This is a genomic window from Neomelitea salexigens DSM 19753 (assembly GCF_000422345.1).
In the GTDB taxonomy this organism is placed as follows: Bacteria; Pseudomonadota; Gammaproteobacteria; order Pseudomonadales; family Spongiibacteraceae; genus Spongiibacter; species Spongiibacter marinus_A.
This window is the reverse complement of the sequence record NZ_AULP01000001.1, coordinates 303,203-324,121: the sequence shown is the minus strand read 5'-3', so window position 1 is coordinate 324,121 and position 20,919 is coordinate 303,203. Positions and strand designations below refer to the sequence as shown.

Genomic DNA, 20,919 nt, shown 5'->3' with positions numbered 1-20,919 from the left:
TACTGGCTCTGGATAGGAGAAAGCAACATGTTAATACTGACTCGTCGTATTGGTGAGACGCTTATGGTCGGTGACGAAGTGACTGTCACTGTATTGGGAGTGAAGGGGAATCAAGTGCGTCTGGGTGTGAATGCGCCCAAGCATATCGCCGTTCACCGGGAAGAAATTTATGACCGCATTCAAGGCGAGAAAGACGGTAATAAAGAATAGCGGGAAATTAGCCTAAAGGCCTTTGATTCTTCGCTCAGTATGGTATTATGCCGCGCGTTTCGTTGCTAACACGCTTTTGAAAACAAGGTCTTAGCAGCGAAGCTCCAACGGAACGTTGGAACAATTCGGAGAGGTGGCCGAGTGGCTGAAGGCGCTCCCCTGCTAAGGGAGTATGGGGTTAATAGCTTCATCGAGGGTTCGAATCCCTCCTTCTCCGCCATTATTTAAGATAACCCGCTGATATAGCGGGTTATTTTTTTGTCTGTTGTTTTTTCTTGTGCCACTCTTGGTGCCAAAAAGTCGGGCCCACTATCTCGTCAGCACTTCCCCTGGGGGGCTAACTACCTGAAATCTTTCATTCCCGCTTTGCATTTGTTTATTTAAGGGCTGAAAAGCGAAGCCAAGTACGTGCAAGCTGTATATCGCCTCGTCTCGGCTAATATTGTTAGTGTTGCTGCCATAATCTCCCCTCGCGATTCTTGTTTTTCAGGTTTTCAAACTAACTACCAATGGCATATGGTCGCTTAGGTCTATCCAGTTTTCGTATTTACCTATCTCTATATGCGGGTCTTGCAGTAATGCCTCCGAAATATACGCGTAGTCTATGTGGTAAGACTTTTGTTCATTGCGGTACATGTACTGTGTGGCCGTTTTTTCTAGGCCATGATCTTCCATTGTCAACCGGTGGTAGATGCTCTCGATACTTAATTTGCTTAGATCTGTAACAACGTCACTATGGCTACAGCCAGAGTGCTTTTTGTCCCAGGCAGCATTGCTATTCAGATCACCGCATAGAATTATCCGGTCTGAGCCAATTTTTCTTTTATGTATTTGCAAGTATTGCCACAGCTGACCTATGTAGCGAAATTTTCTAGGCCCAGGGTTTTTTGTCCAAATGCCAACCAAATTGAAGGAATCGTTGATACGGCATGGCAAAAAGAGTTCTAGCCCTTCATCACTCCAATCAAGTTTTGCTATCTTGGTCGAGCCTTTTGCAAAAATTCCTATCCCCTTATTTTTGGATTGGCCAAGCCAAAGGTAGTCGCCGGCCCATTCTCGATAGGCTTTGGTTGATTGGGCTGGGTCTTCACACTCCTGAATGACAAGGACGTCTGCGTCCATTGGCTCTAGCGCGTGGTATTTCTTCCTGAATGCGCCGTTACAGTTCCATGTAATAATTTTCATTTCTGGGTTCAAAACCTAGTGATTAAGGGCGTATGGTCACTTAGAGCTATCCAGTCTTTATAATCGCCCACTTCAATGCTAGCCGAATGAAGTAGGTCGTCCGACAGGAAGACATAGTCAATATGGTAGGGCTTTTCTTGTTTGCGCTGATGGAACAAAGTTGGTTTAGACTCTTTTCCAGGGTCCTCGCCGGTGCGGTAATGGTAAAGGCTGCGGAGCCCGAGTTCCTCTAGCTCCGCTACGGTGTCGGAGTGGCTCCACCAACGGTCTGGCTTGTCCCACTGTACGTTGCTATTGAAATCGCCAATAACCATAGTGTGATCGTTGGCTAGCTCAGCGTGATGGATTTGCAGGTATTTCCAAAATTGCCCCATATAGCCGAAAACATGGTCTTCCTTACCTTTTGTCCATACAGCCAGGGCAGTGGTGCTGTGGTTTATGGTGAATGGTAGAAATAAACGTAGATCTTCTGTGCGCCACGTTATACTGCGGCTGCGGCTTCTTAGGCCGGGAACTGTAAATTCTCCCTGCCAGTCCAATCCTTGAGCGGTGTTGCCTTTGCGCGGAAAAACTCCGATGCCCTTATTTTTTGATTCTCCAAGCCAAAGGTAGTCGCCGGCCCATTCTCGATAGGCTTTGGTTGATTGGGCAGGGTCTTCACACTCCTGAATGACAAGGATGTCTGCGTCCATTGGCTCTAGCGCGTGGTATTTCTTCCTGAATGCGCCGTTACAGTTCCATGTGACAATTTTCATTCTTGGCTCAACAAGCTAAGTAGTGCTTGGATCATACCGTAGATGCGTTCTGGGTCGATAATTTACCTTGTACTCGATTGTTAGAGAACCCATGTAGGTTACAAACGAATGCCTAGTTTTTCACAACAAGTGATTAAGGCGCGGTTTGCTTCCACATCAGCTGCGAGATAGCGTTCCAGCAGACGTTCACGAGATTTACCCCACAAAGGACGTCGATAGCTGCTCTTCAATTTGTCGTGCAGCTTATTCCGCTTAATGCAGGCGCGGCCATGCTCATTCTCAAGTTGAGTTTGATAGGGCAGCCGGTAACATTGGCGACAGAGAAAATACTTGTCAGCTCCACATAGCACCTCACAACGCCTATTACAGCGTGGGCAGAGAAACCATTGCCTTGCCCCGCCATAGTGGCAAGGCGTCTCAGATAGCCGTATGTGCCGCTCTATATCCTGCCAATCACTAGCCGAAAGGCGATTCCGGTAGCGATAACTGATGGTTACTTGGTCACTCCCAACTGTGAAAGCAACGCTAGCAGTGAGTTCACCATTGCGTGACCAGTTTAGATTTCCGGACAACCCTGGCTTCAGCAGGCACTGCCTTCGCATATACCGAATATCAATTCGTTTCGTCGACTCGACTACCCTGGTGTAATTCGATGGCCTACCTGATCCCACACCGCCCATAATCAGCCTCCAGTTTTTATCGAAATCATTTGGAAATCACCTATTTAACGGTTCCGTTCTCTAAGCCATGTATTAGCTGCAAATCGACCTTTGTTTTGCTTTCGGTGTGGTGCGCACTCACCCTGCATTGCTCGCTGCCATATTTCTATGTACTGATCGAGTAGGACATCGCGCTTGTCTGGGGTTAGTGGTAGACGTTGGCGCAGGAAAGCCAGGTCATCGGGTGTGATCTCTATACCTCTAAGATTGAGCGCTTCTATGCTTAATTCAAAAGTAGGAGGTATTGCGGATTTTGCGGAATTGCGGGTTTTGTGGTCAGTCACCTCTGGCGGCAGCGTATAATGAGGGTTTGATTGAGCCTGTTTCATATGCTCATTACTGCGGGTTTTTGCGGAGAATTGCGGATGTTTCACCCCCGGCAAGTTCGGCGGATTGTTTCGGAGGGCTATCCCTTCGGCAATCAGGTCTAGCATTCGATTACCTCCCAGCTTATTGCTTTACCGCCAGTGCCAAGTTCAGCGGTTAGGTGGCCGTCTAGCCGCAATCGTTCGAGTATTGCCCTGGCTATACTCGACTTTCGGTACGCACTTGGCAGGCGCTTAAATTGAGCTGCCTCCAGCTTGCCTCCATGCTGTTTGATCCATTCAAGCAATTCGCGGGCTTGCACGTCTGCAAGGTCATTGGCGGCTTCCCCTGTGCGGATTGCCATGGAGCTAAGGTAGTAGGAAACCAGCTCGCCGGCGCGCTGAATATGGCATGCTGTGATTTCCTCACCTTCAACAAATGCCATGACAGCAGCCATGCGTGCGGCATTCTCGGCGGCTTTAGAGGCGAAGGCTTTAATGTCGACAAAGCTGCCCCCTGGTACAAGGTGCTTTTCGATACCGTCATGCAATGCTTCCCAATATTGATAGGCCTCTCCGGTAATCTTGAGGGTGTGCAGTTCAAGCCCACCGGTTTCCTCGTTTGTCTTTAGCGGGATAGCAAGCAACTCAGATAGTCGATCCCAATAAGCATTAATAGCTGGATCGTTATCAGCCCCGATTTCTGGATTACGATCTTTGAGAAAGCGAGTACCGGCGATGCTGTCCTCATGGCATACCAGAAAGCGTGCGATAAAGCCCTGCCCAAGTAATAGAGGGTCGGACAATACTTCAGCGCTGACGACGGGTTGTACCATGAGGTGTGCTGAAAGACGGCGATTATCCATTTCTCCAGATTCACCCTCTGCTGCGCGAGTGCGCTGTAAGGTACTGCCGTCCCACAACTGAGACAAGCTGCCGATCATTCGGCCTTTTGCGTCGGCGCTCATGCCGTGGCCGTTAAAGAAGCTCACCGCCTCATCAGAGAATAAGCCAGCGCTTGGAACGCCTTGCTGATAATGGCGCCATATCGCCTCTGGGGTGGGTTCTGTGAAGGTGATGCTTGCCCTTGGTGGCGGGGTCGGCTTTTCTGACTCAAGCTCTAAGAGTGCGCTAGCGAGGCGTTGCTCGTCGCTTTCGCTCATGGCCTTGTGTTTGCCATTAGGCTTGAATGATTGTTTGACTGAGTTGAGACGCATCTCCCACGCGAGCAGGTTTGAGCGGTAGCGGCTCCATTCAGAGTTAAGCTCTTCTCGGCGCCTTGCTTCAAAACCTCTGATTGGTTTGAGCGCCAGTTTGTCGGTTGCGCTCTTGCGATCACCGCTTTCGGCAACGGATAGACAATATAACGACACTGGGCCAGTGCTTATCTTGCCTCTCGCCACGTCAACGTGCTGTTGAGCAACGAGCGAAGAGGCGGCAAGAACTGACTGACAAGCAATTCCGAGAGGTACTTGCACGTGATAAGCAAGAGCTTTTGCGGCATTTCCTAGTATTGGGCCTAATGCTCCAACCGGATAGGTGATTGCCTGTGGTTTTTCCGGCAGAGGAATGGGTTTGAGCATAGGCAAAGGGCGGCCATTAGCGTTTCCCGCACTCTTTCCGCAAGCCGTCCGCAAGTCCTTCTTATTCGGAAAGCTTTGCAAATCAGGTTTTTCCGAGTTGGTCCGCAAATCCGCAGCTCCCGCAACGCCTGCGGTTATCTGTAGTAGTTCATTCATACAGATACCCCGCGTGCATTGACCCAGTCATTAAAGTCAGTACCAGGAGTGGGAGGGCACCACAGGTCGGCACCAGTCAAAGCGGAAGCCTGTCTAGCAGCTTTGATTCCAGCCGCGTCATTATCGGCAACCACGATTAGCTGGATGTTTGGGTGCTTCTCCTTGATTTTCATCGTAACTGCAGGGAGGTTTCCAGCGTTAAATGCACATGCAGTGGTTCGGCCTGTATAAGCCCTCACACTGGCGGCGGTGGCAAGGCCTTCTGCAACATATATTGGGCCTTTGCTTCTGCCCTCAACCCAATACATGCAGCCTTTGATGCGGCCACCAGACAGGAAGCGCTTTTCACCACGGGAGCTGATTGTCTGGATTGACCACAACACACCATCAATGTCAGTTACCGGCACAATCAAGTTGCCAGCAGTTTCACGCAAACCGCAAGGCCCAATGCACTTGCTAGTTAGGTAGGGGTGACCGGGGGCGGCGGGGTGGGAGTTATTCCAGATTACTTGCGCTCGCCGTGCGGCGGCGTGCTGCTCGGCTTTTCTGGCCTTCTTAGCGCGTTCTCGGGCCTCTGCCATCATCGCCTTGCTCGCTTCAATGTCGGCTTGAGTTAGCTTGTTGTCGAGCCACGTAGATACGTTAAGGCTCTGCCCCGTGCGCCAGTCGCCTACTACACCGGCTACTCCGTTCGGAGATCCAAAGAAGACGTACCAACTTGAATGGGATTTAGGCTTATCAGGTTGGGCATAGCGGTGGACCTTTCCGTCAATTTCAATGTGGCGGGGTGGCTCGAGTCCCGCATTGTAAAAACCTTGTTGGAGGTCACGGTATATATCATTCATTGCTCGTACCTCCTTTGCTTTTATTCTTCTTGATCGGCCGCTTCCATGGGCCGGAGTGAAGAGTGTACAACGCTGTGCGATGCCTGTTTCCTTGTGCATTGACGCCTCTGACCATTTCTTTTTGGATGTTGTGGCCATAGTCGTGACGTAGCTCAAACACCCTGGGTGCGGGTGCCATCACGTCGTATTGCTCACGGAACTCAAGGGTGGTGATTCCGCCAGGTACTGTCCGTAATGCTTCTATCATGCGTTGGCGCTGGGCGGCGTAGGAGTTACAATTAGACGGCACTGTTGTTGAGGCTGCTTTCTTAGGAGAGTGGCCTTTTTTCATGCTATGCCACCTCCGTTGTACTAAACATCGTTCGCCAATCAAGCTTTGTGCGTGCCGCATGGATTGCTTTGACCAGTTCTCTCATTTCTGCGTCATTAGCACCCGCTAGCCGGGCGCATTGAACAATCTCAATTTCGTAGTCCGGGGTTCCTTTTGTGCGTGGGCCAAGCTCTACCATTTCAGGCAGTAGGCCTTCCTTGCGCTTTCGGTAGTCGCTAGTTTTGTTTTCGCCCAGCAGGGCCAAGCGATCACGTGGGCGTAAAAACTTGAAGGGGATGCGGGGATTAATATCGGGGACGAGTGGTGTTGCTTTCGTTTTGGGTCTAGCCACGATTTAGCTCCTTTGTTGCTAAAGGTTCCCCCAGCAGTCATTTGGGGGCGTGGCTGTAGAATCGCTAACATATTGACTTCAAAAGCCTAAATAGGATTTTGAAAACCGAAATAGAAGTATTTCGGTTTTTTAAGGGTGCTCAATTTTATTGCGTAGCTGTTCTAGGGTGGCGCCCAGTTCCTTATCGTCTAAAGCGTTCAATATGCTTCTTGATGTATCATCGTTGATATTCTCGCCAATTTTGTTCACCAGACGCCCTAATTTGCTTGCTGCGCCTCTTTCCCGCCAATCAATCCCCTGTTTGAAGAGTAATGCGCCAAGAAGTAGTAAGTACGATCTCTCTTTCTTGTGGTGTAACGCTTTTGGGGGGGGAGTCTCATCCTGTTTTTTTGAGTTAAGGTCGACCAGTTTTTCTTCAAGCTGTGCAATTCGTACTTTTGCATGTCTTAACTCTTCCAGTTTGCTGAGCATCATTTTGATATGACGCTGGTGATCCTTCGCCGCCTCCATCAGTTCGGTGCATATTTGGATGCGTTTTCTTTCAGCCCAACACAGAAAGTCCTCTGGTGGATAGGCTTTGCGCTTAAACTCGGCTTTTCCGAAACTGCGTTCTGCCAGCTCACATGCACTGGAAAACTCGTGCGCAAGCTCCTTGCCTAGCAACACCTCCGCGGAAAAATGCGAGCTAAAAAAACTGACATATTTCTCCCCTGGTAGCTCCAGAGTAGGGGGTATCGCCTCGCCCAAAATGCCTGGCTTGATGCTAAAGGCAAGGCACAGCCCCTCTTCGATGGTCCAGGCATCCATTCTCGCCCAATGTTTGAAATCTGGCTTGGCGTGATCTGCTTTAAGGCGACGGGAACGCTCTTTGAGGTCATTGTAGAGCGCATCCATAGCTTCAGTGTCTAGGGAGAGCAATTGTTCGTAGCGGTTAGCGCCGGCTCGAAGTGCATCCGACCTTTTCTGCTGCTCATCGGCTAGTTGTTTCCTCACCACTTCTCGCGCTGCTTCTATTTGCTCTGCGTTACCTGACTTTCTTAGCGACCTGTCTATTAGTAACTCTTCGCTTTTAGGCTGTCTTAGCCCAGCTCCGCTACCATTTTTCATAAGACTTGGCACATGGTCGCCGCCCATCTCCAGAAGGGTGATTTCCCAGGCAACCCTGTTTATTTCTGATACTGGAGGCCATTTGTTCTCGGCCATAAGTTGACACTCCTTCTAGTTTTCATTCTGGTTTAGGTAGCTGTAATGGCATAGTGAATTGGTCACCTATTAAGAGGGAAAGCCATCAAAAACATAGCGTTACTTAGGCAAGTACGTCTCTAATTGGTATCACCTCGCCCTGTTGGGCCTCAGGCTGCCCAATTCGGTTTGCCCAGTCTTGCATCAGTTTGCGGCGTTTCTCGGGCAGTGTGGAGCGGTGGTAAGCAGCCTCTGCTTTGTCCTTGAGCTGATGGGCCATAGCAAATTCGATCAAATCTCGGGGGTATGCTGTGCATTCACCAGCCCAAGTGCGGAAAGTAGTGCGGAAGCCATGTGGAGTGACTACACGGCCATCAGGTGCGCGCCAAGGTGTTTTCTCATTGTCCATGCTCTTTATCAGTTTGAGCATGGCCATATTCGATAGTTGGCCACCGCGTGGGCTTTGGAAGATCAGGCCTTTGTCATTTTTATTTTCAAGGCTGGTAAGGATTTCTATGGCTCGGTCAGACAACGGGACAATATGCTCCTTCCGAGTCTTGAGTCGATACTCTGGGATCGTCCATAGCTCGGTATTGAGGTCAATTTCACTCCAGTCGGCCTCTAGCACATCCCCCGTGCGGGTGTTGGTCAGTATTAAGAACTCAAGGGTTAGGGCTGATATGCTGTTTGATTCCCGTAGCGCCGATATAAAAGCTCCTATTCTCTGGTAGGGCAGGCTGGGGAAGTTCTCGGCTCTCGCGACCTTAGATGGCTTTGCCAGTAAAGCGTCCAAGTGTCCGCGCCACCGTGCGGGGTTCTCTTCTGTTCGTAGCTTTCTTGCTCTGGCGTAATCAATAACCTTTTCTATCCGCCCTCGCACCCTAGTAGCGGTTTCGGTTTTGGTTGTCCAAATAGGCTCCAGAACCTGAAGAATATCGTCTGTGTCTATGTCGGCAATATGGCGATTGCCAATAATAGGGCTGGCGTATTGCGCTAGTGTGCGCTCCCATTGTTGAGCATGTTTTGGATTAGACCATGCTGAGCGATTGGCGTTTATAAACTTTTCTGCCACTTGGTCAAAGGTAACCAGTTGACGCTTGTTCTTGCGTGCCTCTGCCTCTTTTTCGCGTTTTAGGTCCAGTGGGTCACGAGGTGGGGTAGTTGAGTTGCCCTTTAATATTTTGCGCCAGTAGGCCAGATGCTCGCGCGCCTCAGCCAACGAGACTTCTGGATAACTGCCCAGTCCCATCTTCCGGCGACGCCCGTCCAACATATACCGGAAAACCCAACTGCGGCTACCTCCAGGGTCTACGTTGAAGTAAAGGCCGCGTCCATCGGCATAAGTGCCCGGCTTAGTCAGCCTTTTTAACTGTAGGTCTTTGAGCTTTTCTTTGGGGTGGGGTTTAGGCATATCTCCGCCAGAATAATATTGTGCCAATCCTTGCGCCAAATTATATGCATTTGTACGAAATCTTAACAACCCTTATGAAACCCTAAAATTCGTTATGTACTTTATATATAGCATCTAAATTAAGTTTACGTTGGTTTCATTACGTGGCAAAGGAATAGACTCCTTCTCCGCCATACATAAAAAGCCCCAGTCTGACGACTGGGGCTTTTTTTATGCTTGCGTTTTGGCATTTTGGCCACCCTGCAGTTGTTGGCCGCGCCAAGACTTTACTTATGCGTTAGTTTGTGTCCAAGGTTATTCCCAATAACCCCTTTAATATTAATGGCTTACGCAATGTAGGCGGTTAAATTGTTGATGCATTCTCATTCTCATCCCTGTTACTATCTCTGTGTAAAATTCGTACTACTGTTTCTAGGGGTAACAGCGGTGATCTCGTGATAGGGAAGCTGTTGGGCTTGGCGCATTCGCCGAGCTCGACACATTGCTATATCGAATTCGCAGCTACTGGATGGTCGACAAGGAATACAAATGACTAAGCGTATGGTCGTAATGCTGGCAATCAGCGGCGTTGTTTTTGGTGGCGTGTTTGGTATGAAGTGGTTTGGCAACCAGATGATGAATGAATTCATCGATAATATGCCGACGCCGCCGGTGACGATTTCAAGCACTACGGTTACCCCGCAGCAGTGGGTCGCTCGTCTGAACGCGGTGGGCAGTTTGGTGGCAGTGAAGGGCGCCGATCTGACCGCTGAAGTTGATGGCACCATCACCAAAATTAGTTTTGAATCTGGGCAAAGCGTTGAGGCGGGCACCGAACTACTGAGTTTGGAGTCTGTCGCTGAGCGCGGTGAGCTCGCGCGATTGGAAGCGCAGGCAAAGCTTGCCGAGATTGAGCAGCGCCGGCGCGAAAAACTCTACAAGCGCGGAACCATCTCTAAGTCTGAATATGACACCGCGCTGGCAGAAACGAATGTGGCCAAGGCGGCAGTGGAGGCGCAGCGGGGACGTTTGAATTTGAAAACTCTGCGAGCGCCCTTTAGTGGTGAGCTGGGTATTCGCCGAGTCGCATTGGGTCAATACCTCCGCGCTGGCGACAAGATCGTTACCCTGCAGTCTTTAGATCCCATTGAGTTGGATTTTTCATTGCCTGAAAAGCAGCTGGGCAAGGTGAACCCGGGCAGATCGATCGAAATCGTTGTCGACGCGCTGGGTGGGCGCCAGTTTAGTGGCGAGATTATCGCCGTTGAACCCAAGATTGATGCACAAACGCGTAACTTCGATGTGCGCGCGCGATTTGCCAATCCTGAGAAAGTGCTGAAACCGGGCTTATTTGCAAAAGTTACGGTAAACCTGGGAGAGCCGACGCAGGTGCTGGTTTTGCCAAAAACCGCTATTCAGTACAGCTCTTACGGCGATTCGGTTTTCGTTATTCGTCAACAGGAGGGTGGCGACGCCGAGGCCCTGGATGTCATTCAACGCTTCGTTACCTTGGGAGAGGCCCGCGGTGATTTTATTGAAGTCATTTCAGGCGTTAAAGAAGGCGACGAAGTCGCCAGTACTGGCTTGCTGAAGCTGCGCAGTGGTCAGCCGGTTACGATCGATAACACGCTCCGTCCCAAGCCTAGCTTGACGCCGGCCCCCCCGCAGGGGTGATCGGCGATAAATAGCTTGATGGCCTCTAAAGAGGTTGATGGTCATAAATAGGTTGATGACTCTCCCACGCCACTAACAAGGACAGGCGTCATGCATTTCACAGATATATTTGTTAAACGCCCGGTGTTGGCCATTGTGGTCAGCTTGGTGATCTTTCTACTGGGTTTACGCGCGGCACAGGACCTGACGGTGCGTGAATACCCTGAGATTCAAAATGCGCGGATCAGTATCTCGGTCGTTTATCCGGGCGCGGACCCAGAACTTGTCGAAGGTTTTATCACCACGCCGCTGGAGCGTGAGATAGCCTCAGCAGATGGCATTGATTTTCTTACCTCCAATTCTGCTCAGGGATTGTCGAGCATCTCGGCGAACCTGAAAATTGATAAGGACCCCAATGAGGCGCTGACCGAAATATCCGCAAAAGTGAATAAGCTGCGCAGTCAGCTACCGGAAGGTAGTGAGGACCCTGTTATTCAGTTAGCGGGTGCCGGTGACAACGCGGCGATGTACTTGTCGTTTTACTCCAAGACGCTGAGCAAAGCGCAAATTACTGATTATGTGGCGCGGGTTGTTGAACCGGAGCTATCTGCCCTCAGCGGTGTGGAGCGCGCGGTGATACTCGGTGGCAGGAATTACGCCATGCGGATCTGGTTTGACCCAGAACGTCTTGCGGCGCACAACATGACACCGGGCGAGGCCTTTTCAGCAGTAAAACGGCAAAACGTTTTATCGGCCGTAGGGGAAACCAAAGGGCAGTACGTTAAGGTCGGCATTTCTGCAGATACGGATTTGAGCACAGTAGAGGCATTCAGGGACCTTGTGCTGCGCAGTGAAGGAACGCAGCTCGTGCGCTTGCGGGATGTCGCCGATGTGGTGTTCGGCGATGAGAGCTACGACTATGTAGCGCACTGGGATGCCGAGCCAGGCCTGTTTATCGGTATTGAAGTGCGCCCGGATGCGAACTTGCTGGATGTCACTGCGGAAATCCGCGAAATGTGGCCGCGTATTCACCGCGCTTTGCCGGAGAGTATTGAGGCGAATATTTCCTATGACAGCACGGTTTATGTCAACGCGGCAATCAGCGATGTACAAGCAACACTGATCGAAGCGGTCATTATCGTTATTCTGGTCATCTTCTTGTTCCTGGGTTCACTGCGCAGCTCAATGATCCCGGCGGTGACCGTACCGCTGTCGTTGGTAGGCGCTCTATTCCTGATGTACTCGATGGGCTTCTCGATTAATCTGCTAACGCTATTGGCGATGGTCTTGGCGATCGGCATGGTGGTCGATGATGCGATTATTGTGCTGGAAAACATCCATCGTCATATTGAAGAGGGCATGGAGCCATCTAAGGCCGCCTTGGTAGGCGCACGCGAGTTACTGGGGCCGGTTATCGCGATGACAATCACCCTGGTGGCAGTGTATGCACCGATTGGCTTCTTAACCGGAATGACGGGCAAGCTGTTCACCGAGTTCGCGTTTACCTTGGCGGGCGCGGTATTGATTTCGGGCGTTATTGCACTGACGTTAACACCGATGATGTGCGCAAAAATACTGCAGTCGCACGATGAATCGGGTAGCAGTCGTCTGGAGCGTTTCCTGGATGAGAAGTTCGAATACTGGCGCCAGGGCTATAAGCAGCGACTCCACTCAGCGATGGACCAGGTCAATGTGATTGGCGTATTCGGTTTGGTGGTGTTGGTATCGTGTTATTTCCTCTACCAGAGCAGTGACAACGAATTGGCGCCGGCCGAAGACTTAGGTTTTGCTGGCGTCATTGCCGAGGGTGACGGCTATGCATCGCCGGAGTACTTTACCAATGCCTTTTTGGCCGCTCAGAATTTGGCGTTGGAGCACCCCAATGTGGATCATACGTTTGCCTTCACCATCTCAGAAAGTGGTGAAAGCAATAAAGGCTTTATCGGCTTGATTGGCACCCCCTGGGACGCTCGGACCAAGACAATGGGGGATGTCGCTAACGACTTGAGTATGAGCATGGAGTCAGTGGCGCCGCTACGCCTGGCGACATTCCAGCCGCCGCCGCTGCCAACTCCAGGGCAGGGCTATCCCGTGGAGTTTATTCTCAAGTCGACGGCTGAGCCACAGCTGATGGCGGAAGTGGGCGATGAGCTGGTTAAGCGTGCGATGGCCAGTAAGCGCTTTTTCTACGTGGCCTCGCAGTTAAATTTCGATCGCCCCGAGGCCGAAATTATCGTCGACAGAGACAAGGCCGGTCTACTCGGCGTTGACATGCAAAGCCTGAGCTTAGATCTGAGTGCGATGATGGCGGGTGCTGAGGTGAATCGTTTTTCGTATATGGGGCGCTCGTACAAAGTCATTGCCCAGGTTGAGCGCGAGGAGCGCCTGAACCCTCAGCAACTGACCGGGTACTACACGCGTGCGGCAAGCGGCGACCTGATTCCAATCTCCACACTCGTCGAGGTTGTGCAGCGAACCAAGCCAAGATCAATACCCCATGCCCAGCAATTAAATGCAAATACGATTATTGCAGTGCCGCGCCCCGATGTTTCCCAGGGCGAAGCGCTGGCCCTGCTTGAAGGTATTGCCAACGACATTATGCCCGCCAACTTTCAGCTGGACTACGCGGGGAGCTCTCGGCAGTTCAAGCAAGAGGGCGGAGCATTGGTGGGAACCTTTGCCTTTGCCCTGCTGATTATTTACCTCGTCTTGGCGGCGCAATTCGAGTCTTTCCGGGACCCGCTGATCATTCTGGTGACCGTGCCTATGTCGGTATGTGGCGCGTTGCTGTGCATTAATATTTTTGCACTGACTAACGGTATGCAGCTGACAACGTTCCCCGGTATGACCCTGAATATCTATACCCAGGTTGGCCTGGTCACCCTGATTGGGGTGATCTCCAAACACGGTATCTTGATGGTGGATTTTGCAAACCGGTTGCAGGAGCAGGGCGTGTCCAAGCGCGAAGCCATAGAAGAGGCCGCGTCGATTCGTTTGCGTCCTATTTTGATGACCACGGCGGCGCTGGTGATGGCGATGTTGCCACTGCTGGTTGCCAGTGGTGCCGGTGCGGCATCGCGTTTCTCGCTAGGTATGGTTATCGCCTCGGGAATGAGCATCGGCACGCTGTTTACCTTGTTCGTTGTGCCGGCCATGTACCACTACATAGGGCGAGACCACCGCGCCACGTCTTCCGCTGAGGGTGGTGTACTGGCCGAAGCGGGGCGCGACGGGTATGATCGCGCCTTAACTGAAAAAGAGGGTGTGTCGTGATCAAGCACAACAGCTATTTTGACGAAAAAGTTCAGTCATTGGGTTTTGAAGGAAAATCCCAGCCGGTCTCGGTGGGCGTTATGGAAGCCGGTGAATACCGCTTTGGCACCGAAGCGGCGGAGCGCATGCAAGTTATTACTGGCGCGCTGGTTGTATTGCTACCGGGTTCCAGCGATTGGCAGCGCTTTAGCGCCGGGCAATCTTTCGATGTACCGGCCAACAGCGCGTTTGATTTGAAAGTGGAAGAGACCAGTGCCTACGCGTGTTTTTATGGCTAATCGCACTTGGTGCCATGTATAGCGTCCGGAGCGGCTTTCAAGTGCTCGAAAAGTGTTTGAAAGTGCTCCTGGACACTGTGAATATTGATATCCGCCAGCCCGCTAGATAAGCCAAACCACACGTACAAGCCATTTAGGTCTCGAAACATAGGCGGCAGATAATGCGGCGCTTCAATGATGCCTTCCTGGCAATAGGGGTAGAGATGGGGGACGTCCTCCAGGGACACCTTGCCTACAAACAGCATTGGTAGTATTTCCGGCACGTCGCTGAGGATCGCGCTGCGAATAAAGTTTACCGTTTCGACAAAGCCCCTGACGTAGCTCAAATCTTTGGTGAAACAGGCGCCGCCTTCCACCATTCCACCGCGGAATACCCGCTGGGCAATTTTGTAGCTTTCCTTGTTGCTGAGGCCCTGGCCAACAAAGTGCCGATATACATCGAGAAAGTCGCCCCCTTGTTCTGCGATATCGATAGCCACTACACGGTCGCTGATTTTTCGCGCGCGCCCGGGAAAAGAGCTAAACGTCAGTGTCTCGATAAGCACTGCTAAGCCCTCTTGGAGGGCAGTAATACGGGGAGAGCCGACGCTTAGCCAGCTGGCCCATGGCTGGCGGCGACCATTTAACGTGGTGCCGACATGCACCCAACCTTCGTGAACCTCCAAAACTTGTATATCGAGAAGGGAGAATTGCGCGTGGCGATTAATTTTGATGCAGTCGCCCCCGGCTGAGGCATCAGACACGATGCCATCTGTTTCCCGAACGGTGAAAGCGGTATCCGGAAAAAAGGGCTTGAGTCGTTGGGAGAGCATTTCCACTGCGCCAGTCGCATCGATGACCTTGGGGTAGGGGGATGCAAGATGGTGGGCAGCGGGAAGGGAAAAAATGCTGCACAAGCGCTTACCCATGTCGATAAGCGGCAGGCTGTCACCCCGCAGACGATCGCGTGCAGAGCCATAAAGCCGCCGGCTGGCGGTCAAGAATGCCTTTTGGCCACGGTGCTCCAGTAGGTCAACCACGCTGCGGTACTGTTCGGCGGTTTGCCAAAGAATTTGGCCGAGGGCGTCGCCGTGCCCCAGAGCACTATCGAGCCGTTGTTGGAAGTTTTTCAGTTGTGCATCAATCTCTGCCGCGTTGAAACTGAGAGGGTTGTTGCGCAGGTAGTCTTCACGGCACACGGTCGGTAGCGCGTTGGCGCCGTTCTCAAAAAAACGTTTCTCCACATCATGGGGCCACTTGATCGCATCGAGTATCAATATCGGCTTTTGAATGCGGATCAGCTCATCCGAGAGCGCGCGCAGCGCTGTTTTATAACTTGTGGCGTCTGATGTCATCACGGCCTCATTTTTGTAGGGTTAATATGCAGCGTAGACGCCGTTTTCCAAAGCTTGCCATGTTGCTGAATTGTTCAAGTGATATTGGCACGCGGTGGTATTCAATCTCAGACTGCCAGTGGCCCTTGCTGCTGTCTAAGGAATGGCCCCGACAGGTGTTGCTGTCGGGGTCATTGATATACACCGTATTTTCCTCCCCTCGGTACACATATACCCAGTGAGGCGCGCGTTGGCGGTCGAGTGCCCACGTGCTGATCAGTGCGACAACGTGACGGTTTTCAATCAATAGCGACTGCAGGGCCGGTGTGTCGAGCTTATTGACCCGAATATCCGCCTTATAGTCCGTCAACTGCGCCATAAAATCGTCGTGAACCAGCTGCATAAGCTGGCGCTTGGAGGGCGAGCGAACGCTGTCGATGAAGGCGGGGGCCGTATCGCTAATAAAGAGCGTGGCGTTAAATTTTCGGCGCAGCGCCGCCAACATTAAGCCTTGTGGTGTGCAGCCACCGTGACCGCTACCCATATAGATGCTGGTGGCTTCCCGCCAGATTTGCAGCTCCTCGCGCCGGGAAAAGGGCGATGCCGGATCCAGGTCTCGCATGGCCATCATCAAGCTGGCGGGGCCGCAGGTAAAACCCGTGGTCTGCCGGTAGTAGTGGGGTGAGTGCGCGCCGCGCTGCGCGGGTGTTAGCAGTCGCTTTTCCATACGTACGGCACTGCAACCATCGGCGTAGTAGTCACTGACACGGCCAAAAGTGCGGTAGCCACGGCGGTTGTACAGGGAAATTGCGGCGGCATTGTCCTCTCTGACTTCAAGGCGAAGGAAAACGCTTTGCCTGTTGCGGGCGAGTTGTTCCGCTGCGTCGAGTAATAACATCGCGACGCCTTTACCGCGTTGGTCGGGCGCGACGGCGAGTGAGTAAAGCCGGGACAGCAGGGTGCCACGGCGAAACAGTAGCAATGCATAGCCCAACAGTTTGTCAGCTTCACGACAGACGAGCAATTGGTGGGCGCCGTGGCGGATGAACGCTTTAAAGCTGCGCTGGGAGATCCGGTCACTACTAAAGCAGTGTCGTTCCAGCTCGACCAGTGCCGGCAAATCTATGGGGCTAGCGGGGCGAATACACGGCGACATGGGGCAGACTCGACAAATACCGCAGATGGCGGCGCATGTGCGGATCATACTGCGCATTATTTGCCGTCTACAACATAAAATAGTACTTGTTTCGCTGTTGCGCTGGTCGCAGAATGCCGCAGCTTTTGCCACCGCATAGACGGTCGCTGATCCCGCATGGGGAGAGCATTTTGGGAGCATGGAGCCGATGTCCCGTTTAGTTATTGTTGTCGATGATGTGCGCGACTGGGGGCCTTATTATCCCAGCCATTCGGTCATCAGTTTTGATGATTATCTTTGTCTTGGAACGACTCGCGAGCGCGTCAGGGTCGTTAATCTTTGCCGGAACTACCGCTATCTCGGTAGCGGCTACTACTGCTCTCTGTTGGCTGAAGCCCGCGGGCATCATGTTATTCCATCGCTGAAAACCCTGACTGAATTGTCGGCAAAGCCGCTGTCGTCTATTCAGTGGCAGGGTATGTCGCCGACGCTTGCTGCGCTTGCACCGGGCCAGCCGGGCGAGGTGAAACAGTTGCGATGCTGGTTCGGCGAGACTTTGGAGCCAGAATATGCCAACCTTGCGCGCTCGGCGTTTCAGTACTTTCCGTGTCCTATCCTTGAGCTGCGCATGGTGTATCGCCAGGGCTGGCGTATGGATAAATTACAGGCCGCGTCGCTGCGGGCTTTGTCGTCGAGCACTGAGCAAGACAGCTTTGCGGCGTGCTTTGAGCGCTTCAGTCAAAAACTATGGCGGCCGGCCCCCGCGCAAAAGCGCTTCCGCTATGACCTGGCGATTCTGGTCGATACCGAGGAGGCGATGTCGCCTAGCGACGGCGCCGCCCTGCGGAAATTTATCCGCGTCGCGGAAAAATACGGTATCTGTGCGGAGCTGATTGGAAGAGCGGATTATTCGCGGCTGGCAGAGTACGACGGTTTGTTTATCCGCACGACAACGTCGGTAGCGAACATCAGTTACCGCTTTGCCAAGCGCGCGGAAGCGGAAGGCCTGGTGGTTATCGATGACTCCCAGTCGATCTTACGGTGCACGAACAAGATCTATCTTGCTGATTTACTAAGGCGGAACGCGGTTGCTGTACCGAAGACGGAGTATTTGCGAAGTGGCAGTGAGTCGGAAGCGCGGCGCTTGATAGATGCACTTGGCCTACCCCTGGTGTTAAAGGTGCCCGATGGTGCGTTCTCTAAAGGGGTGGTTAAAGTCGACAGCCTGGCAGCGCTGTGTGTGGAAGCGCAGCGACTACTGGATAAGTCGGCGCTGCTTCTTGCGCAGGAGTTTATGTATACCGAATACGACTGGCGTATTGGGGTATTGGACGGCCAACCGTTATTTGCTTGTCGTTATTACATGGTGAAAAAACATTGGCAGATTTATCGTCACGGCAAGCGAAGCCAGTCAGGTGGATTTGATGCGGTGCCGATTAGCGATGTCCCAGCCGACGTATTGCGCGCAGCGGTCAGTGCCTGTCAGCTTATTGGCAACAGTTTTTATGGTGTGGATATCAAGCAGCAGGGAAGTCGGGTGGTGGTCATTGAGGTCAACGACAATCCCAGCATAGACAGCGGGGTAGAGGATAAGCTGCTCGGCGACTCGCTTTACGCGGCAGTTATTGAGGTGTTTTTACGGCGAATGGAAAGGCGAGGGCTTGCGGCGACTAAGTAGTGATAAGGGCATCTCTCGATGCCCTTTTTGCTTCGCGCCCTAGTAGCCGCACAATGAGGCATAGCGGTCGCGATGGAAGCCGCTGTGCCCCAATAGTTGAGTCGCTACGCGAGAGCGTTTTAGGAAAAAGCCAATCTCGAGCTCGTCCGTCACACCGATGCCGCCGTGCATCTGCACAGCCTCGTTTGTTACCAGCTCAAAAACGTCGTTCATGCGCGCTTTGGCCAAGCTGGCAAGCTGAGGCAAGTCTGCACGCTTGTCATCAATGGCAGAGAAGGCATCAAAAAGAACCGATTTTGCCAATTCAAGCTCGATATACATCAGCGATGCGCGATGCTGCAGGGCTTGAAAGCTGCCAATTTTTACGCCGAACTGGTCGCGCTCTTTTAAATATTCCACGGTGCGCTCAAAGCATTCGAGCGCGCCACCGAGCATCTCTGCGGCTAAGCAAACGCGGCCACGATCAAGTACCGTCTCCAGAACTGGCCAGGCCTGGCCTAGCTCGCCGATAAGCGCATCGGCTGAGACGTCTACGTTATCGAAACTGAGGGCAGCAGCGCCGCGGCTATCGACCATCTTGCGGCGCTGACGAGTTAGCCCCTTGGCATCGCCGTCTACGAGAAACAGGCTGAAGCCATCAGCACTACCGGCTGTTCCGCTGGTGCGCGCAACCACGACCAGCTTATCTGCGCTGTGCCCGTCGACAACGAAACTTTTATTGCCATTCAGGCGGAAACCGCCGTCGTGGGCTTCTGCAGCCATTGCGGTATCGAGTGGTGCGTGGTGGTGCCCCTCTTCTAGGGCGAGAGCAAGAGTGAGCTCGCCGCTGGCGACCTTCGGAAGCAACGAGGATTTTTGCTCTTCATTGCCGCCCAGCAGAATTGCCGACGCGCCGAGTACAACGGTGCTTAACAGGGGTGATGCGGCCAGCGTGCGGCCACTTTCTTCGATGATGGCGCCTAGGCCCATAAAGCCGAAATCCAGGCCATCGTACTGCTCGGGCAGGACAATGCTGGCCCAGCCGAGTTCACACATTTGCTGCCATTGCTGCTGGGAGTAGCCGGTTGGGTCGTCGCTGTCGCGCAACGTGCGCAGCGCTTCTACCGGCATATTTTCGCTCAAAAAATCCTTGGCGGTGTCCTTGAGCAGGCGTTGTTCTTCATTAAGTACCAGTGCCATGTTGGGCTCCCTTAATTACTGCTGAGGCAAGCCAAGGACACGCTTGGCAATAATATTGAGTTGCACTTCTGATGTGCCACCGGCAATAGAGAGTGCTTTTGAGAACAGCCAGCCACGCGTCGTCAGCTTTTCGTCTTCGTTAAAGCCGTCGCCGTCCCAACCGAGTGCCTGGTGACCAAGCAGCGCGAGTAACAGTTCTTCTTTGCGCTTACCTTCTTCCGTACCCACGTACTTCATAATGAGCGGTACATTGCTGTCGGCCTGGCCGCTCATGCGCTCTTCAAAGGTGCGGAAATGCGTCAGGCCAATGGCGCGGTAAGCCATTTCATGGCGCACCAACTGGTCGCGTAGCGCCGCATCTTTGAGCTTGCCGTTTTCATCTGTGCCGACATATTCCAGTGCCGCTTGAACGGGGCCAAAGCTGGGGCCAGGGGTATCGCCGCCGATTTCTGACATCAACTTGCGCTCGTGCTTGAGCAGCGCTTTGGCAACCGACCAGCCCTTGTTCAGTTCGCCAATCAAGTTGGCCTTGGGCACTTTCACGTTGTCAAAGAAGGTTTGGCAAAATTCGGATTCGCCGCTGATCAACTCAATCGGTGTTGTGGTGACACCCGGATCATCCATATCGATGAGTAGGAAGCTGATGCCTTCTTGTTTTTTTGCGTCTGGGTCTGTGCGGACCAGGCAGAAGATCCAGTCAGCCTTGTCGGCATTGGTTGTCCAGATTTTCGAGCCGTTGACCAAAAAGTGGTCGCCCATATCTTCGGCGCGGGTTTGCAGGCTGGCCAAATCGGAGCCAGCGCCGGGTTCTGAGTAGCCCTGGCACCAACGCACGTCGCCGCGCGCAATTTTGGGAATGTGTTCCTGCTTTTGCTCGTCGTTACCAAACTCGAGTACGGCGGGTCCAAGCATCCAAATGCCGAGGTCAAAAAGCGGGGTACGGCAACCCAGCGCCTTCATCTCTTCTTTCAGGACTTTGGCTTGGCGCTCATCGAGGCCGCCACCACCCAATTCGCTGGGCCATTCGGGTACTGTCCAGCCTTTGTCGCGCATGCGCTCAAACCACAGCTTTGCATCGTCGCTGGGGAACTGTTTGTTTTTGCCCGCCCACACTTGTTCTTCGCGGGTAATTGGCAGGCGCTGTGAGGCGGGGCAGTTGTCCTCCAGCCACTGTCTGACTTCGAGGCGGAATTGGTCGAGATCGGCCACGTCGCTCTCCTATTTTATTGGGAATATGGCAGTGCCGCGGCAGCCGTGCTGGGCGGTTTCAATGGTTGCTCAGCTTAGCGAAAGGCAGGCGCAAGGCAAGAGCCAAACGCGTCATGCCGACTGACATATTGGGTCACTAATTTCATTTGCTTCTCCTACTTTTGGGTGTTTACGCCAACGCGACAGTTGCCGATGCTTGTCGGTTAGCC

At 52.7% G+C, this 20,919-nt stretch carries 18 protein-coding genes and 1 tRNA gene; 6 read left to right on the top strand and 13 right to left on the bottom strand.

Annotation, left to right across the window (positions count from 1 at the left end; all coding sequences use genetic code 11):
* The first annotated feature begins 27 nt into the window (after positions 1–27).
* Together csrA and H573_RS0101520 are read left to right on the top strand one after the other, a co-directional pair.
* The gene (csrA, locus tag H573_RS0101525) at positions 28–210 is read left to right on the top strand and encodes a carbon storage regulator CsrA (RefSeq protein ID WP_027872724.1); all 183 of its coding nucleotides are present in this window, start codon (positions 28–30) and stop codon (positions 208–210) included.
* Between the two features lie 127 nt (positions 211–337).
* Positions 338–430 (top strand) — tRNA-Ser (locus tag H573_RS0101520).
* A 266-nt stretch (positions 431–696) separates the two neighbouring features.
* Here H573_RS0101520 and H573_RS0101515 read toward each other — a convergent pair.
* The 9 genes from H573_RS0101515 to H573_RS16590 all read right to left on the bottom strand — a co-directional run bounded on the left by H573_RS0101515 (position 697) and on the right by H573_RS16590 (position 9,082).
* Positions 697–1,395 (bottom strand): endonuclease/exonuclease/phosphatase family protein, encoded by a 699-nt coding sequence (locus tag H573_RS0101515; protein ID WP_027872723.1) that lies wholly within the window; start codon positions 1,393–1,395, stop codon positions 697–699.
* 8 nt (positions 1,396–1,403) lie between these two features.
* On the bottom strand, positions 1,404–2,150 hold the full coding sequence (locus tag H573_RS0101510) for an endonuclease/exonuclease/phosphatase family protein (protein WP_027872722.1): 747 nt from the start codon (positions 2,148–2,150) through the stop codon (positions 1,404–1,406).
* A 724-nt stretch (positions 2,151–2,874) separates the two neighbouring features.
* A complete protein-coding gene (locus H573_RS0101505; RefSeq protein ID WP_027872721.1) occupies positions 2,875–3,303 on the bottom strand; it encodes a hypothetical protein in 429 nt (142 codons plus the stop codon).
* Positions 3,297–4,913 carry a YfjI family protein gene (locus H573_RS16610; protein ID WP_084497847.1) on the bottom strand — a complete coding sequence of 539 codons (1,617 nt, stop codon included), beginning with the start codon at positions 4,911–4,913 and terminating at the stop codon, positions 3,297–3,299. The genes H573_RS0101505 and H573_RS16610 overlap by 7 nt, the downstream gene beginning before the upstream one ends.
* Positions 4,910–5,758 carry a toprim domain-containing protein gene (locus H573_RS16605; RefSeq protein ID WP_051170835.1) on the bottom strand — a complete coding sequence of 283 codons (849 nt, stop codon included), beginning with the start codon at positions 5,756–5,758 and terminating at the stop codon, positions 4,910–4,912. The genes H573_RS16610 and H573_RS16605 overlap by 4 nt, the downstream gene beginning before the upstream one ends.
* Entirely contained in the window at positions 5,751–6,089 is a 339-nt protein-coding gene (locus H573_RS19220; RefSeq protein ID WP_161624223.1) for a helix-turn-helix domain-containing protein, read from the bottom strand. Before H573_RS19220 ends, H573_RS16605 begins: the two co-directional genes overlap by 8 nt.
* 1 nt (position 6,090) lies before the next feature.
* Positions 6,091–6,420 carry a hypothetical protein gene (locus H573_RS19460; RefSeq protein WP_051170832.1) on the bottom strand — a complete coding sequence of 110 codons (330 nt, stop codon included), beginning with the start codon at positions 6,418–6,420 and terminating at the stop codon, positions 6,091–6,093.
* Positions 6,421–6,549: 129 nt separating this feature from the next.
* Entirely contained in the window at positions 6,550–7,623 is a 1,074-nt protein-coding gene (locus H573_RS0101480) for a hypothetical protein (RefSeq protein WP_027872720.1), read from the bottom strand.
* A 103-nt stretch (positions 7,624–7,726) separates the two neighbouring features.
* Complete coding sequence (locus tag H573_RS16590) at positions 7,727–9,082, bottom strand: tyrosine-type recombinase/integrase (RefSeq protein WP_205618880.1); 1,356 nt, start codon at positions 9,080–9,082, stop codon at positions 7,727–7,729.
* 459 nt (positions 9,083–9,541) lie between these two features.
* On the opposite strand from H573_RS16590, the gene H573_RS0101470 reads away from it, so the two are divergent.
* The 3 genes from H573_RS0101470 to ppnP all read left to right on the top strand — a co-directional run bounded on the left by H573_RS0101470 (position 9,542) and on the right by ppnP (position 14,196).
* Positions 9,542–10,666 carry an efflux RND transporter periplasmic adaptor subunit gene (locus tag H573_RS0101470; protein ID WP_027872719.1) on the top strand — a complete coding sequence of 375 codons (1,125 nt, stop codon included), beginning with the start codon at positions 9,542–9,544 and terminating at the stop codon, positions 10,664–10,666.
* Between the two features lie 90 nt (positions 10,667–10,756).
* Positions 10,757–13,918 carry an efflux RND transporter permease subunit gene (locus H573_RS16585; protein WP_051170830.1) on the top strand — a complete coding sequence of 1,054 codons (3,162 nt, stop codon included), beginning with the start codon at positions 10,757–10,759 and terminating at the stop codon, positions 13,916–13,918.
* Positions 13,915–14,196, top strand: a complete 282-nt coding sequence (gene ppnP / locus H573_RS0101460) for a pyrimidine/purine nucleoside phosphorylase (RefSeq protein WP_027872718.1) — start codon at positions 13,915–13,917, stop codon at positions 14,194–14,196. Before H573_RS16585 ends, ppnP begins: the two co-directional genes overlap by 4 nt.
* Here ppnP and H573_RS16580 read toward each other — a convergent pair.
* Both H573_RS16580 and H573_RS0101450 read right to left on the bottom strand, forming a co-directional pair.
* Positions 14,193–15,530: a flavohemoglobin expression-modulating QEGLA motif protein gene (locus tag H573_RS16580; protein ID WP_036255441.1), complete on the bottom strand. Its 1,338-nt coding sequence runs from the start codon at positions 15,528–15,530 to the stop codon at positions 14,193–14,195. The genes ppnP and H573_RS16580 overlap by 4 nt on opposite strands.
* 7 nt (positions 15,531–15,537) lie before the next feature.
* Positions 15,538–16,713, bottom strand: a complete 1,176-nt coding sequence (locus H573_RS0101450) for a GNAT family N-acetyltransferase/peptidase C39 family protein (protein WP_234701820.1) — start codon at positions 16,711–16,713, stop codon at positions 15,538–15,540.
* 139 nt (positions 16,714–16,852) lie between these two features.
* Here H573_RS0101450 and H573_RS0101445 point away from each other — a divergent pair, with 139 nt between their 5' ends.
* Entirely contained in the window at positions 16,853–18,322 is a 1,470-nt protein-coding gene (locus H573_RS0101445) for a RimK family protein (RefSeq protein ID WP_027872716.1), read from the top strand.
* Positions 18,323–18,361: 39 nt separating this feature from the next.
* Here the strand turns inward: H573_RS0101445 and H573_RS0101440 are convergent, their stop codons facing one another.
* Positions 18,362–19,501, bottom strand: a complete 1,140-nt coding sequence (locus H573_RS0101440; RefSeq protein WP_027872715.1) for an acyl-CoA dehydrogenase family protein — start codon at positions 19,499–19,501, stop codon at positions 18,362–18,364.
* Between the two features lie 15 nt (positions 19,502–19,516).
* Positions 19,517–20,710 (bottom strand): acyl-CoA dehydrogenase family protein, encoded by a 1,194-nt coding sequence (locus tag H573_RS0101435; RefSeq protein ID WP_027872714.1) that lies wholly within the window; start codon positions 20,708–20,710, stop codon positions 19,517–19,519.
* Between the last annotated feature and the right edge of the window lie 209 nt (positions 20,711–20,919).